The 14,217-nt window shown below is 49.1% G+C and carries 11 protein-coding genes and 1 pseudogene; 1 reads left to right on the top strand and 11 read right to left on the bottom strand.

Annotated elements, in window-relative coordinates; translation table 11 throughout:
- Positions 1 to 11 precede the first annotated feature (11 nt).
- The 5 genes from FYJ53_RS14645 to FYJ53_RS21520 all read right to left on the bottom strand — a co-directional run bounded on the left by FYJ53_RS14645 (position 12) and on the right by FYJ53_RS21520 (position 4,488).
- Positions 12 to 1,370 carry a virulence-associated E family protein gene (locus tag FYJ53_RS14645; protein WP_154557479.1) on the bottom strand — a complete coding sequence of 453 codons (1,359 nt, stop codon included), beginning with the start codon at positions 1,368 to 1,370 and terminating at the stop codon, positions 12 to 14.
- Positions 1,330 to 1,983, bottom strand: a complete 654-nt coding sequence (locus FYJ53_RS14640; RefSeq protein ID WP_154557404.1) for a CHC2 zinc finger domain-containing protein — start codon at positions 1,981 to 1,983, stop codon at positions 1,330 to 1,332. Before FYJ53_RS14640 ends, FYJ53_RS14645 begins: the two co-directional genes overlap by 41 nt.
- Before the next feature lie 48 nt (positions 1,984 to 2,031).
- Entirely contained in the window at positions 2,032 to 3,276 is a 1,245-nt protein-coding gene (locus FYJ53_RS14635) for a serine/arginine repetitive matrix protein 2 (RefSeq protein ID WP_154557403.1), read from the bottom strand.
- Positions 3,277 to 3,719: 443 nt separating this feature from the next.
- Positions 3,720 to 4,025: a molecular chaperone gene (locus FYJ53_RS14630; protein ID WP_154467864.1), complete on the bottom strand. Its 306-nt coding sequence runs from the start codon at positions 4,023 to 4,025 to the stop codon at positions 3,720 to 3,722.
- Complete coding sequence (locus FYJ53_RS21520; RefSeq protein WP_243143990.1) at positions 4,009 to 4,488, bottom strand: hypothetical protein; 480 nt, start codon at positions 4,486 to 4,488, stop codon at positions 4,009 to 4,011. Before FYJ53_RS21520 ends, FYJ53_RS14630 begins: the two co-directional genes overlap by 17 nt.
- A 174-nt stretch (positions 4,489 to 4,662) precedes the next feature.
- On the opposite strand from FYJ53_RS21520, the gene FYJ53_RS14620 reads away from it, so the two are divergent.
- A complete protein-coding gene (locus FYJ53_RS14620) occupies positions 4,663 to 5,511 on the top strand; it encodes a helix-turn-helix domain-containing protein (protein ID WP_154467860.1) in 849 nt (282 codons plus the stop codon).
- A gap of 51 nt (positions 5,512 to 5,562) precedes the next feature.
- Here the strand turns inward: FYJ53_RS14620 and FYJ53_RS14615 are convergent, their stop codons facing one another.
- From FYJ53_RS14615 to FYJ53_RS14590, 6 genes and pseudogenes are all read right to left on the bottom strand, one after another.
- Positions 5,563 to 5,757 (bottom strand): hypothetical protein, encoded by a 195-nt coding sequence (locus tag FYJ53_RS14615; protein WP_154467858.1) that lies wholly within the window; start codon positions 5,755 to 5,757, stop codon positions 5,563 to 5,565.
- A gap of 8 nt (positions 5,758 to 5,765) precedes the next feature.
- Complete coding sequence (locus FYJ53_RS14610) at positions 5,766 to 6,143, bottom strand: TnpV protein (protein WP_154467857.1); 378 nt, start codon at positions 6,141 to 6,143, stop codon at positions 5,766 to 5,768.
- A gap of 96 nt (positions 6,144 to 6,239) precedes the next feature.
- Positions 6,240 to 7,601: pseudogene (locus FYJ53_RS14605) on the bottom strand (VirD4-like conjugal transfer protein, CD1115 family); the annotation flags it as partial.
- 149 nt (positions 7,602 to 7,750) lie between these two features.
- Positions 7,751 to 8,215 carry a PcfB family protein gene (locus FYJ53_RS14600; RefSeq protein ID WP_154557400.1) on the bottom strand — a complete coding sequence of 155 codons (465 nt, stop codon included), beginning with the start codon at positions 8,213 to 8,215 and terminating at the stop codon, positions 7,751 to 7,753.
- Between the two features lie 50 nt (positions 8,216 to 8,265).
- A complete protein-coding gene (locus FYJ53_RS14595; protein WP_154557399.1) occupies positions 8,266 to 13,134 on the bottom strand; it encodes an S-layer homology domain-containing protein in 4,869 nt (1,622 codons plus the stop codon).
- A gap of 91 nt (positions 13,135 to 13,225) precedes the next feature.
- Entirely contained in the window at positions 13,226 to 14,089 is an 864-nt protein-coding gene (locus FYJ53_RS14590; protein WP_154557398.1) for a DUF6017 domain-containing protein, read from the bottom strand.
- Between the last annotated feature and the right edge of the window lie 128 nt (positions 14,090 to 14,217).

The following is a 14,217-nucleotide window of genomic DNA, read 5'->3' as shown; positions in this document are numbered from 1 at the left end:
GGCCGATGGTTTTATGCGATCCACTCCTTCGGAAGTTCCATCTGGCGGCATTCTTCCTCACTCAGCTCCACAAATCCATCTTCGTTGCCGGGCAGTTCGTTGCCGGAGGCGATCCGCTCCCAGCCCTTCTGCCTGCCGTATCCGGCGAACATCCTCGGATTGGAGAACGGCTTCCAGCCAGTCACCACCGTGTTCATGATCTCGTTGATATTGTGAAGCTGCCACCGCTTCGGCTCGTCATAGGTGTGGCCCAGCGCCTCCTTAAAAAGCTGTTTGGAGCAGACCATGCTGCCGGTGTAGTGTTCCAGAAAGCCCTGTATCTGCCCGGCCTCCGTGTCCTCCGGCATAAAATCCTTCTGCACCTCCACAAGCTGCCGCTGGATGGACTTACCGAATTTCATAGAATAGTGTCCGCTGCGATAGATGGTCATGGCCTCCGCCCAGACCTGCAAAAGATAGGCTCTGGATGCGTCCTCGTCCTCCAAGATGTGAACCTCCGCATTCTCCGGGTAAATCATGATGGGAAGGAACCGCCGGTTCCCGGCCCGGTCAAGGGGCAGGAAGTCCAGCGTGTTGGAAGAACCGCCGAACACGCACTGCCGCAGCCGGTCTTTGGGCTGGGCCTCATAAGGTGTGCGGTAGGTTTCCTTCTGGCGGCTGATGAACGAGCGAATTTCCTCAATGCTTTTGGCGCTGCTGGTGGCCAGCATCTCCGACATTTCGATGATCCAGTGGCCTTGCAACTTCAAAAACACCCGGTCATCATCCAGCTTTTTCAGGTCATCGGAAAACCACTCGTCCCGGATCGCAAGCAGACGGAAGAAGCTGGACTTGCCAGCCCCCTGTCCGCCCACCAGACAAAGCATTTCCTCATATTTGGAGCCGGGAGAAAACACCCGCCGGATAGCGCCCAGCAGAAAGTGCTTTAACATTTCCTCCACATAGTCGCTGACCTCCGCACCCAAGAAGTGATGGAGACAGGAGCGGATGCGAGGCGTCCCGTCCCACACAAGGCCGTTTAATACATCCTGTATGGGATGGTAGCAGTTTTCGTTCGCCACGATGGACAGAGCCGCCGTCATTTTCTTTTCACTGGTCAGGCCGTAGGTCTGCTCAAAATAGAGGAGCAGGTACTTCACGTCCGTATCCGTCAGGGCGCTGGTGTTCCTGCGCCAGCCCAAATCCCGCACGATGTCCACCCGGTCAGTCAGGAGGTTCAGCCGGATGGCGTCCCTCAGCAGCGGGTCATGGCAGAACACCGTCCGGCAGTTGCCGATGGTGTTGGCGGGCTGGCCCTTTTCCGTGACGGACAGGCTTTCCCGCACCTCGTCAACGCTCCGCTCCGGCGCTAAGGCTTCGGCTCCGCTCATGGCGGCCTGCCGGGTGGCTGGCGGTAAACTCTGATATTCGCTGCTCAATCTTCCTCACCTCTTTTCCGTATTCAGCGACCACGGAAGCACGTTCCTCTATGCTGCCGGACAGGAGAATATCCAGCAGATACTCCGTGTACGATTTCTTTTGCAGGGCCTCCACGAACAGCGGATTCCATGCTTCATCCGGGTTCTGCGGGGCGTATTCCTGCTCCCAGCGTTCCAGCAGATGCAGGTAATCGCACAGCACCCGAAAACATTTCTGCTCCGCCTGCCGGTAACGCAATTCCTCGCTGATTTTTCGCTTGACCGGCCTCCTGCGGGGCGGGTCATGGCCTTTGGCGTCATAGCTGACAGAAAAATCCTCCGCCAGCTTCAACGCTGCCTCCTTACTGCTCAGACCAAACAGACGGGCGGTAAAATCAATCACATCCCCGTCCGCCTGACAGCCGAAGCAGTGGAACCGGCGGTCAACCTTCATGCTGGGATGTTTGTCATCATGGAAGGGACAGCAGGCCATCCCGTTCCTGCCGACCCGCACCCCGTAAGATTCCGCAGCCTGCCTTGTGGGAACAGCCTGCTTCACCGCTTCAAACACATTCGATTTTCTCATCTCCAGACAGAGAAAAAGGCATCCGGTTTCCGCAGAAAATCAGATGCCCTATAACTCCATATCGTTCTTTTTGGTCAGGGCAATCCGCCCCTCACGTTCCCAACGCTCCCGGTTATCCCGGTCAGCGTTGATTTTCGCCTTTGCCAGCATATCCATAATGGATTCTTTGGCTTTTTTCTTGATCTGCTCCTTCCCGGCCTGCTTGACCTCCGGCTGCATCAGCGTCCGCTGGATTTTCGCCAGAGCGTGCTGCATGGCGTTTTTGATTTTGGTAATGACTCCATCCAGCCGGGCGGCGGCGTAATCACGTTCCTTCTTTGGGGCCTTGCGCTCCGGCGACAGCACCCATTTTTTTGTTTCCTCCACCAGACGAATATCTTCTTTGTGTGTCTCCTGCCGGACGGTATCGGTCACGACCTCCACCGCCTTGTCGTAGGCTGCATCGGAAACATCATCTAACAGTGTCTCCACATCCTCGATTTTGAGGGTCAGTTCTTCCAGCTTCTGCTCCTGCGCCGCAAGCTGCTCCTTCTGCTTCATCAGGATATAATCCTGCTTTTCCAGATAGTCCCGCCCGCCGTAGGACGGCTCCTGATCCAGATGCAGCCCATGCCGTCTGGCGATGTCAAACAAAATCGTCCGGCAGACCGCATCAAAGGTCTGCTTGCGGTTGTTGTTCCGGCCTTTGGGTTTCTCCGGGTTGGGGAGAGGGATGCCCAGTTCTTCCAGCGCCTTTTCCTGCTGAGGGCACAGCTCCCCGTAACGGTTCTCACAGTCAAAGACATGCCGCTCATGGATGTGGGGCGTCCCCTCGTCCAGATGGAGCGCCCAGTCTAAGATGTGGATATGGGAACCGAAGCGGTGCTCAAATTCCTCATAAAACTCATTGACAATGGAAAAGAGCGTATCCGGCAAGACGGATTCTCCCATCGTGCCAATCTGGTAGATGCTTTCCTCCGGGCAGGTCTTGTTGTTTTTCAGCAAGTCCTCCACGGTGCGGTTGCGCTCCGTGTGCCGGGTTTTCTCATTCCGGGCGTTCTGGGCCTCCACATGGCCGCCGTAATGCTCGTAGTAGTACATCTGCTCGATTTCCTCAAAGCTGAAATCCGGCTGCTCCGGGTTTTCCCGGAACTCGTGTGTGGTGAAGCCCCGGTAGCAGTCCCAGTAGACATTCCGTCTTGCCCGTTCTGCGTCAATGTGTTCGCTGTTCTCCACATCGAACCGGCGGTCATTGTGGCGGGGATTGTAGGTGCCATGCTTGCCGGAGCGTCCATTGTGTCGTGTCAGTTTCAAACAGATTTTCTCCTTCCTGTGAAGATGCTGCGGGAGCCGGGGAAGGGCGGCGAAGCCGCATATCCTGCGAATTTTGCGTCAGGTAATACCCAGTACGAGTTGACGCAGGCATCAACTCTCCCTGGGCAAGGCGCTTCGCCCTTGACCCGATGGGGCTGCCGCCCTCAACCCGCCAAGGCACTTCGTCCTTGACCCGATAATGGCTGCCGCCCTTAACCTGCCAATGGGCGTTGCCCCTCGACCCCAACAAAGGGCTGGCTGCCCTCTGTACTCCCGCAAGCGAAGCTGGCTTCCACCGCAGGAGCGGTGTTTACCAGTTTCACCGGCTCCGTATCCGCACATTTGCGCCCATAGGCGGGGAGTGGATACGTAATACGCCTGCGGGGATTGCCGGTCAAAACATCGGGTGCAAGCCCGTCATTCTTCCCGTAAACGCTCCGATTTCAGGCGATTTTTTCTTCCGCTGCCACCACCTGAAAGCCATGCTCCTTTGCGTACTCCCTTGCGGTGGCTTTCCGTTCCTCGCTGTACGGCGGCACCAGCCGGATCGACAGCCGGGACTTATCCAACACATAGGTCACGCTGCCCTCCGGCGTGCTGCGCTCCAACCGGCACAACAGTGGGTACTTCCGGCTGAACTCCGCCAGCCTGCGCTTCAAGCTGGCATTGAAGGTGTAGACGCTGGCAAGGTTCTCTGCCTCGTTCCAGTTGATGATGGTTTCTTTCTCATACTTAGACAGCTTCCTCATATAAATCCTCCTCATAATCAGTGTAAGATTTCAGCACACGCAGGCTGCGCTTGAGACGGCGGTACTCGTCCATCTCCATGCGCAGATGGTGGTAAAAAGCCTCGTACCAGCTTTCGTCCACCTCCGTCTCCACCTTTCGGGCCAGACCCAGCATCCGGCGTTTGGCCTCCGGGTCAACCGCCAGGGCCGTCAGCCATTTCAGCCGTGTCACCGTATTGTGGTGGCTGGGACAGCCGTAAGCGTAGAGAATCTTCTTTTCTTTCATACTCAGTGTCATAATGATTTCCTCAATTTCTTTGCTGCGGAGCCATGCGCCCCGCATGATAAATTTGTTTCCTGTCCGCCGGTCTGCCTGCAAGCCGCTCCTGCCCGGAATTTCTCCCGGCGTATCGGCCTCTTTGGTGCGCTCGATCTCTGTCCTGGCGTCACTTCCCCGGAGGCCATACCCCTTGCAGCCGGTCATTCAATTTTCAAGGTTCTGTGCCTGTCTGCAAGAACCAGTTTACCGAAAAAAGAGGCTCTTTCCCGTATATCCAAAACGTCGGAAAAACGCTCGAAATCCGCATATTTCCACGCTTATGGAATCGTGCTATAATGAAGGTAATCACTGAAAAACAATAACGAGAGGGGGCTTTAGATGTACGCAAAGCTGTCAATCCCGGAGCGGCTCAAAGACCTGCGGGTGGTGGACAGGCACCTGACGCTGGAACAGCTGGCGGAGCAGACGGGGCTGTCCAGATCGGCGCTGGGAAAATATGAAAGCGATGATTATAAGGACATCAGCCCGTTTGCGATTGCAACGCTGGCGGAATTTTATGGTGTGTCCACTGACTATCTGATGGGGCTGTCCGAAAATAAAAATCACCCAAATACAGAGCTTCACTCTCTGCATCTGAGTGACGATATGGTAGAACTTCTGAGTAGCAGCAGGATCAACAACCGGCTTCTCTGCGAACTGGCCACACATCCGAACTTTCAGCGGCTTATGACCGATATGGAAATCTTCATTGACCGGATTGCCGATATGCGGGTGGAGCAGATGAACCTGATCCTCGAAGCCACCCGGCAGACCGTCATCAACAGCCATGCGCCGGGAGAGAATGACCTTTATATGCGGACGCTGGAATTAGGGCAGATACAGGAAAGCGACTTTTTCAGCCATGTCCTGCATGACGATCTGGACAGCATTGTCCGGGACATACGGGAGGCACATCTAAAAGACAAGACCACCGCTGACCCGCAGCCCACGCTGGAGGACGTCAAGGAACAATTTGAACAGGCCGCCCAGCAGGGCAGCGATGTGGAAATGCTGATCCATGAATTCTGCGATAAGTTACAGATACCCTTTGAGAAGATTTCCTCAGAGGATTTCTCAGCCTTCCTGCGGATACTGAGCCTGTCCAAGATGCTCAAAAATCCCAACAATATGAGAGGAAAGGCCAGCCCTATCCCGCCCAATCGGAAGGCCAGACGTAAGCGGAAGTAAAAAGAGCCGCCCGCCGGATAATCCCAGTGAGTGGCTCTAAAGATGATGTTGTTACTTCATGGGTTCTGTAGTTTTGATGTATGGTAAATATATTTCCATAACGGAATCCGTGACACCGCTTTTATAAATCTTGCGGATGTCCGTGACCGTTCCCGCCGATGCGTGTTTCAGGTAGTCAAGCAATTCTTTCCGGCTATTAGCAAAATGGCAATACTGGCCTTTCGTACGTTCAATGCGGTATCTCATAGCGCCTCCTATCTGTACACGAGTTCTGCGAGAATAATTTCCTCTGCCCGGCTGCGGATGCTGTTCATGGCCCCGACCCATGCAAGCTGGTCATGGGCTTTCAGTTCCTCATTGACGCCCTCCGCCTCCTGCATCTGCGAGACGATACACGCCAGCCGGTCAGCGGCCTGTTCGTTCAGGTCAGCAAGATATGCCCAGAGTTTTCCTGACAGAAGCAGTTCATTGTACTGGACGGGCCGGTGTTCTTGCAGAAACGATTTATGCATCCGGCCCCACCGCCCAATGGGGCGGCTTTCCTCCGGCAGCTTCAGGTCAGGGATGTAGTAGTCTCCCACCAGCGTGTAGCTGATGCCGTTTTGGTGGATTTTCTTTGATAAATGCTCCATGTTCGACCTCCTGTATTCAGTTTTTCAGAATCCAGTTGATCGTGTCCCTGTTCATGTAAAATTCAAGGCAACTGAACTCGTCACCATGAATTATGGCATATCCTTGCCGAGCTTTTGGAAATTGCGTCCGTAGGAATTTTGATTGCTGCGTGTTTCGGAAGTATTAAACATATCAATGGTTTCCTTGCCTAAAACCTCCGATATTTCTTTGAGCGTGGATTTTTCCTTGCCGCCCAAAAACAAGGTGCTGTCGCAATTTCCGATTATGGTATCGGCGTTGTCCTTATAGATTGCTTTTAATTGACTTTGCGCCTGTAAGATAATACAAGCGGAAATTTCACGGCTTCGGATTGTCGCAATCAGCTTTTCAAAATTCGGTATTGTGCCGATATTTGCCATTTCATCTAAAAGACATCTGACGTGTACGGGCAACCTGCCGCCGTATTCGTTATCCGCCTTGTCGCACAGCAGATTAAAAAGCTGTGAATACATCATTGCAACAACAAAGTTAAAAGTTGCGTCGGTGTCGCTGATAATGACGAAAAACGCGGTTTTCCTGTCGCCCAATGTGTCAAGCTCCAATTCGTCATATTCCATTAAGTCCCGAAGCTCCGCAATGTCAAACGGAGCAAGCCGCGCGCCGCAGCTTACCAAAATCGACTTCAAAGTTTTTCCGGCGGCCAATTTGAATTTGCGGTATTGCTTGACTGCAAAATGCTCCGGCTGTTTTTCTTCCAGCCTGTCAAAGAGCATATCCACAGCGCTTTTGAAATTCTCGTTGTCCTCCCGTGCTTCGCTTGCGTTAATCATATCAAGCAGCGTGATAAAATTCTTTTCTTCCTCCGGCGCTTCGTACCAGATGTAGCCTATGTATGCCGAATACAAGAGCCGTTCGGATTTCACCCAAAAATCCTCACTGCTTTTTTCGCCCTCGCCTTTGGTATTCTCAATCAGCACGTTTACCAATTTCAAAATATCCTTTTCGGATTTAATATAGGCAAGGGGATTGTAGTGCATTGACTTCTTGAAATTTATCGTATTGAGCGACTTGATAACGTAGTCGCTGCGTTCAAGCAATTTCCCGCACTCCAAGAGTATAGTACCTTTCGGATCGGTCAGGACATAGCTGCTGTGTAGCTGCATTAAATTCGGTTTGACGAAAAACCTTGTCTTACCGCTGCCGCTGCCGCCGATAACTACAACATTCTTATTTCTTGCATACTTTGGATTTTTAGGGCGGCTGTTCATTGTCAGCCGTTCCGTATTGGTAAGCAAAATATTATTCTGAAAATCGCTGTCCATATACGGCTTTATATCCGCCGCCGTGCCCCAGCGAGCCGAACCGTATTCAATGCCCTTACGGTATTTCCTCGCGTTCAGGCTCCGCACATACAAAATGCCTTTGACAGCAAGCGCGCCCAATGCGCCGATTGATAAATCCGCGATATGAAAAGAGAGTATCGGAGCGTTAAAAAGCTCTGATACTCCCTTGACAACCGCAAATATTTTATTACCCTCTGTTATCCTATACATATACATCAGCTTATCCGCAAGCCAAAAGATAAAGAGGTACGGAAGATTGGAAATGATAAATTTCTTATCTATCTTCATAATTCCATACCCCTGTCCTTGACCTTTTCGCGCTGCCTGTCCTGCGACTTTGCAAGCTCGGCAAACTTTTTTAGCGCTTTGCGGATAGAGGGCTTTTCTTTGAGCAACTTTTTAGAATACTCGGCAAACGCCATTGAAATGCGTTCCTCGTCCCGTCCCTTGAAAAATACATAGTACAGCGGCGGCGATTTGCTCCTGTCCTTTTTCAAGGCATAGTCAATTTTATATTTTTTCGCAACCTTATCAAAGGAACGGATATTTTTGTTTGTAATCTCAATGTTAGACAAGGCGGCGTTCTGCTTTTCCAAATCCGCCAAGCTCTGTTTGCCTTTCGGTATTTCGTGGGATTTATCCCTACGGCTCTGCAAATATATCCGCATAGCCTGCGCCAAGATGCGCCCCGTCATTTTAGATGTCTGTATGGCTAACGCAATCGTCTTTTGATTGATTTCTTCCTGCAATAGGCAACACTCCTTTCTGTCAATTTACACTCAATTTTCAGTCAATGACATCACTTTACCCAAGTTTCCGTATCGGAATTGCTGACTGCCTTATGCGTGTTCGCCGCTTCCATAATAGAGTAATACCCCCAATGAGAATTGTTTTTGAGGTCGGTAAACTTATTGAGTACGGACAGATTTTTGTTGATGTAATCTTTATCCGCATATCTGCCCGTTGCGTGATTTACCACCGTTACAACCTCCGCGCGGGTGATGTTGTTATCCGGGCGGAAAGTACCGTCCGCGTAGCCGTTGAGCCAGCCGATATTTTTAGCAAAAGAAATATCTTTAATTGCCCAATGCTTGCCGTTAATGTCGGAATACTTCGTTGTGTTCGCCGGATAGCTTACCTTGTCAAACAAGCCGTAATATCTCACTGTCATAGAAACAAATTCAGCCCTTGTTACCGCTTCATCAGGACGGAAAGTATTGTCCGCATAGCCCTTGATAATACCGTACTTTTCAAGATAGCTGATATAGCCCGCGTACCACTCGTTAGATTTTACATCAGTAAAATTATTTTTTGTGCCGCTTATATTTTCCGTTTTTTCCTCTGAAATCAGTCTTGCAAAAATCGCCGCCGCTTCCGCGCGCGTCATATCGCCGTCTGGCTGAAAAGTTCCGTCCGTATATCCTACAATGTAGGACTTATGTTTGCTTGCGGGAAGAATGATAACACCGTCCTTGTTTGTGCTACCATTTGCGGCATTATTCTTGTCTTTGAGCGTAACATCAATATCCGCCGTTGTCTTACCTTTGTTATCAGTTACGGTAATTGTATAATAATTATCGTCAAGCGTCTTTCCGTTCGGGAGTGTCAAAGTGATTTTATCGTCCTTGACTGTCTTATTGACATTGACGGTCTTACCGTCCTTGTCAACAACCTTAACAGTATATGACGGCTTAACATATCCGCCGCCACCGCCTGAGCCGCCGCCCGACGGTCTGGAGCTTCCGCCGCCACCGCCGCCGGAAGTTTTTACAGGTAATGTTACCTTGCCGCTTGAATTGGTTGCCGCTGTCTTTTCTGTGGTTTTATCCTTGATAGTTACAGAAATACCCGAAACAGGCTTGCTATCCTTATCCGTAACGGTTACGGTTGTTTGGTTATCCGTTGTCAAAGTGTGTTCATCAGGGAGCAGAAAGCTTATTTTTCCGTCCTTGATTTCCACATACGCATTTTCAATTTTCACCTTTGTGTCCTCAACAACAATGTTATAGCTGTTTTCGCCCTCAATCACCTGTGCCGTGCCGTTAATATCTGTGTAATCAATATTTGTCGGCGGTACGGTGATTTTACCGTTTGCGTCCGTTATATCTTCGGCGGTCTTTGCTTCGGATTCCGCGCCCTCTGCTGCTGTTTCCGAAACAAGAACCGTTAAGCCCTTAACCGGCTTACCCTCATTATCTGTAACGGTTACGCTGATACGGTTTGCAATATCAATCTTGTTTGATTCGGGAAGTATAACATTGATTTTGCTGTCCTCTGCAATCTTGATAAAAGCGTTTTCAATCGGCTGTGCTTCGTCCGCAACAAGAATATTCATACCGTTTACTTTTGCTTTGCCCTCGCTGTCGGTGTAGTCCTCCGAAAGAGGGGGAACGGTCATTTTGCCGCTTTCATCTGTAACACCGCTTTTCTCATTTTCGGCAACATCTTTTACGGTTACATTCATATCCTTAACGGTTCCGCCGTCCTTATCAAGAATGGTTACGGTAATTCTGTTCGCATAGTCAATCAGGCTTTCGGCAGGGAGCAGAACCGTAAAGGAATTATCCTCATTTAAGGTTACAAGCGCGCTTTCAATATTTTTATTTTCGTCATTTACAAAAACATAATAGCCTTGTACGCTCACCTTACCGTCCTTATCGGTATAGCCCGAATTGACAGGCGGCACGGTTAATTTGCCGTACATATCGGTTACTCCTTTTTCTATATAGTCCTTGTCTGCAATTACTATGACGGTAACGCCTTTCTGTGGTTCGCCGTTCTGGTCTGTGATATGGATAATCGCCGGGCTGTCCTGCGTCAAAATCAAGCCGTCCGGCAGCTTCACAACAACATTGTTGCTTTCGCCGATATAGGTTTCACAATTCGGAACAGTTACATTTGCCTTGTCTGTTACCCTGACAACATAAGTAAATTTGCCGTCGTTTTCGTCCTTGCCGATTGTGCCGTTATCATCACCCGTAGAAGATGAAGAAGCAGGGGCGATAAACTGTCCGTTTGCGTCTGTAACGCCCGTTGCATTGTTGCCGTTGGTATCAGCGATAAAGATATTCAAATCCTTTGCCGCCGTCTGATTTTCCGTATTGATAACGGTAATTGTGGTACGGTCTGCATAGTCAAGCAGTCTGCCGTCGGGCAATTTGATTGTGATATTGTCGTCCTTGTCAATCGTGATTTCACTGTTGAAAATCGGTTTGCCGTCCTTGTCGGTCAAGACAATGGCGTATTTGCCGACCTTTGCGTTTCCGTCCTCGTCCGAATTATCCTTATCAATCAACTGTGCAAGCTCTACCGTCTGTAAAACCTCGCCACAACGTTCACATTCAATGTGCTTGCTTCCGGCATTTTCTATTGTTGCGGGAACATCAATTATCCAATCGGACGGCTTGTGTCCCGCCGCTTCCGTGTATTCGGATTTATATGTATCGCCGCAAGTTTCACAAGTAAATATTGTATATCCCATTTCCGTACAGGTGGGGGCAATCACCGTTTCGGTGTATTTGTGCTGTTCACACTCCGTTAAATCGCCGATATACTCATTTCCGCAATCGGGGCAAGTATAGACTGTATATCCGTGTTCGGTACAAGTAGGCGGTATCACCTGCTTGTTGTAATTATGCGGTAATTTGTCTGTGTAATCTGCCGTGTAGCTCTCGCCGCATACGGAACAAGTATAGGTTGTGTGTCCAAATCCTGTGCAAGTCGGGCTTGTGATTTCCGCTCTGTAATCGTGAGGGATTTTGTCTGTGTAATCTGAAATATATTCATCATCACAATTCTTACAAGAATAAGTTGTAAATCCGTGCTGTGTGCAATTAGGAGCAGTTACAACAGCATTGTAATCGTGTTCCGCTTTATCCGTAAAATTTCCTGTGTAGCTGTCGCCGCACTCGGTACACTCAAATACGGAATAGCCCATTGCGGTACAAGTCGGGGCAATCACCGCTTCGGAATAGCTGTGTCCTTTCGGCAATTCAAGCACCGTACCGCACTTTTCGCAAGTCTGCGGCTCGGTACAGGTTGCAGCCGTTCCCGGTGTGTGCCCCGTTGCCGACTCTGATTTAATCATCTTTTCCTTGCAATTTTCATTTTGACAATGATATTCAATGACGCCCTCCGCCGTACAAGTGGAAGAAGTAACAGCGTGTCCCTCGTCCCAATTATGACCTGTCGGCTCGGTGTAGTCGCTGACATAATTTAAGCCGCACATAGTACAGGTAGAGGTTGTATAGCCTTTATCGGTACAAGTCGGCTTTTTTGTAATTCTCTCAAAGGAATGTGAGATAAGCGGGGTAATGTTATTCATATAGCTGTCGCCGCATACTTCGCAAGTGTATTCCGTGTAGCCCGTCATTCGGCAAGTAGGGTTGTGCTTTTCGGCTCTGTATCTGTGTTCGCCTGTCGGCGTGGTCGTCTGGTGAAAATCGCCGCAGTTTTTACAAAGACTGAGCGATAAACCGCCCTGCTTGCAGGTCGCTTCACGGATAGTTATATTTTCATAATCGTGTCCGATTGCCGGTGTGTAATTTCTTTTTTCCAAGCTGCCGCAACCGTCGCATTGCCAGCGTTCATAACCCAAGTTATCGCAGCTTGATTTTACAGCTTCAAGATAACGGAAATCATGCGTGTGCTTTTCTTCTGTATTCGTAGGCGGGATAACAATAATCGTGTCGCCCTCTTTTTCCAAAAGCCAAACATAGCTTACGCCGTTTTCCGTCATATTTTTGCCGTCATACTTGTAATCAATTTCATAATATACGGGGTAGTAGCCTGCTTCGGTGTAATTCGGCGCGGAGGTTAAATTACATTTTCCCGCGCTCGTTCCGTAACGAATACTTGTATGTACGCCGCTGTCGGATAAATCCGAAACGGTAACGGTATGCGCGCTTTCATCAGCCGTTCCGTAATATGATGATACAACGGATTTTGCGGTGATGTATTCGCTTGTTTCATAGCCGCAATCGTCGCAATGCTCCGATACATAAAAGCGGTTATTGCCAAGCTGCCCGTCAATCGTTTCCGTAAAGTGATGATTTTCAAGGCTCTCGGTTGCCCTCGCCTGTGTGCCCTTACAAAACTGACAATACTTGCCGCGCTTTAATGTGGTTGTGTGCTTTGTGCTGTTGTACGGCTCATAGGTGGTATTGTCAAAATCCAAGAAAAAGTTGTGGTCGCAGCTATTGAGGCCATAAACGTTACGACTAAAACTGTAACTGCCTTCGCCGTCAATGGAGTTAATCGTGCCGCAGGTCTGGCAAACCGATTTTGTCCAATGATAGGTCGAATAGGTTGCGTCCTGATTGGGACGCCCGTTGTCGAGATTGCCGACTGTTTCACCGTCAACCATTGTTCCGTCCGAATACTTGACGCCGCGATTTAATGCTGTTGTGCCTGATTTTGTGTATTCGGGCGTTCTGTATGTAAGCATAATCGTGTCTTTGTTGCAGACGGGGCACCAGCCCGTTTCCTGTGTAATCGTTGCGTTAAAATCAAGTTCGTTTGTTCTGCCGTTTGCAGATACCCAAATGTCGGCGGGGTCAACATATTCGTTCACCTGTGCCGCAAATGTTAAAGTCGGCATACTTCCAAGCAGCATTACCGCTGAAAGAGCAGCCGACAAAATGTGTTTTGCTTTGTTTCTGATTTTCATTTCTAAAAAATCCTCCTTGTAAATTTTTCAAAAGTGTTTTATATATATCAAATACAGAATTTACGGCGGCCTGTATTTTTTGTAAAGCGATTTATTCATAGTTTCCGCCGTACATATCGTGATTTACCTTTGATGTATAATAGCTGTCAATGGTAGAGGGAGCGTTAAACAGCGCCGCCAATAAATACTTTTTGATGTTGCGAATGTCGGTTGTGTTTGCGTGCATACAGTCTATGACATACTCGATATGCTCCGAAGTTAGCTTTAACAGCTTTGATTTTATAACTGCCGCCGGGTAAGTATCGCCGGCGATTACCAAACTGCTTTTGCCTGTGCATACCGTTTCCGTCAATAGGTCAATGATTTCATCAAGCATTGCAATGTCTGATTTCAGCTTTACGCTTAAAATGTCATACTCAATATTTTCCTTGATTACCTGTCTGTAGCTTTCTACCTCATCATATCCAATCGTATCTTGTTCCTGATGTGATTTGATAGGATAAGTATTTAATACATCAGTATTTAATTCTTTTGTATTTGATATATTAGTATTTAATTGTGCGGTGTTTTCCGTACACGGTGCTTCCGTATTCGGTTTATCCATATACGGATTTTCCGTATATGGCTCTGCCGTATCTTGACGCTCCGTATCGGGCGTTTCCTGCGGCTTCTCAAATATGATGTACTCGGTGTCGGTTATCTTGCCTTTTTCATCGCGGACGCGGTTTCTTTTAATATATCCGCTGCGCTCCAATTCCTTTAACGCCGTTCCGATACTGTCAACGCCCTCTTTGCAGATAGCCGCAAGCCCTCTTGTGGTATAGTTCCATTCCTCCGGCAAGGACAACATCATAGATAGCAGCCCCTTTGATTTCAGGGACAGCCGCGTATCTTTCAAGTGATAGTTTGACATCACGGTATAATCACGGGTTTTGTTTATTCTGAAAACTGCCATACAAAAATCCTCCTTTCAGATTTCGAGGCAATAAAAAAAGCGCTAAGATTTTTGTTAAATCCTAACGCTATCGCTTTGCCTTATTCATTTTTTCAAGCGGCACATACGCCGAACAGGTTTTGCCGTTA

Source organism: Eubacterium sp. BL-380-WT-2B (genome assembly GCF_009696115.1).
In the GTDB taxonomy this organism is placed as follows: Bacteria; Bacillota; Clostridia; order Eubacteriales; family Eubacteriaceae; genus Eubacterium; species Eubacterium callanderi.
This window is presented reverse-complemented; position numbering and strand designations above follow the sequence as displayed.

Excerpts from the sequence above, each read along its gene's own strand:
- FYJ53_RS14645 (WP_154557479.1), bottom strand. The coding sequence starts at position 1,370 with ATGAGCGGAGCCGAAGCCTTAGCGCCGGAGCGGAGCGTTGACGAGGTG.
- FYJ53_RS14640 (WP_154557404.1), bottom strand. The coding sequence starts at position 1,983 with ATGAGAAAATCGAATGTGTTTGAAGCGGTGAAGCAGGCTGTTCCCACA.
- FYJ53_RS14630 (WP_154467864.1), bottom strand. The coding sequence starts at position 4,025 with ATGAGGAAGCTGTCTAAGTATGAGAAAGAAACCATCATCAACTGGAAC.
- FYJ53_RS21520 (WP_243143990.1), bottom strand. The coding sequence starts at position 4,488 with ATGACCGGCTGCAAGGGGTATGGCCTCCGGGGAAGTGACGCCAGGACA.
- FYJ53_RS14620 (WP_154467860.1), top strand. The coding sequence starts at position 4,663 with ATGTACGCAAAGCTGTCAATCCCGGAGCGGCTCAAAGACCTGCGGGTG.
- FYJ53_RS14615 (WP_154467858.1), bottom strand. The coding sequence starts at position 5,757 with ATGAGATACCGCATTGAACGTACGAAAGGCCAGTATTGCCATTTTGCT.
- FYJ53_RS14610 (WP_154467857.1), bottom strand. The coding sequence starts at position 6,143 with ATGGAGCATTTATCAAAGAAAATCCACCAAAACGGCATCAGCTACACG.
- FYJ53_RS14595 (WP_154557399.1), bottom strand. The coding sequence starts at position 13,134 with ATGAAAATCAGAAACAAAGCAAAACACATTTTGTCGGCTGCTCTTTCA.
- FYJ53_RS14590 (WP_154557398.1), bottom strand. The coding sequence starts at position 14,089 with ATGGCAGTTTTCAGAATAAACAAAACCCGTGATTATACCGTGATGTCA.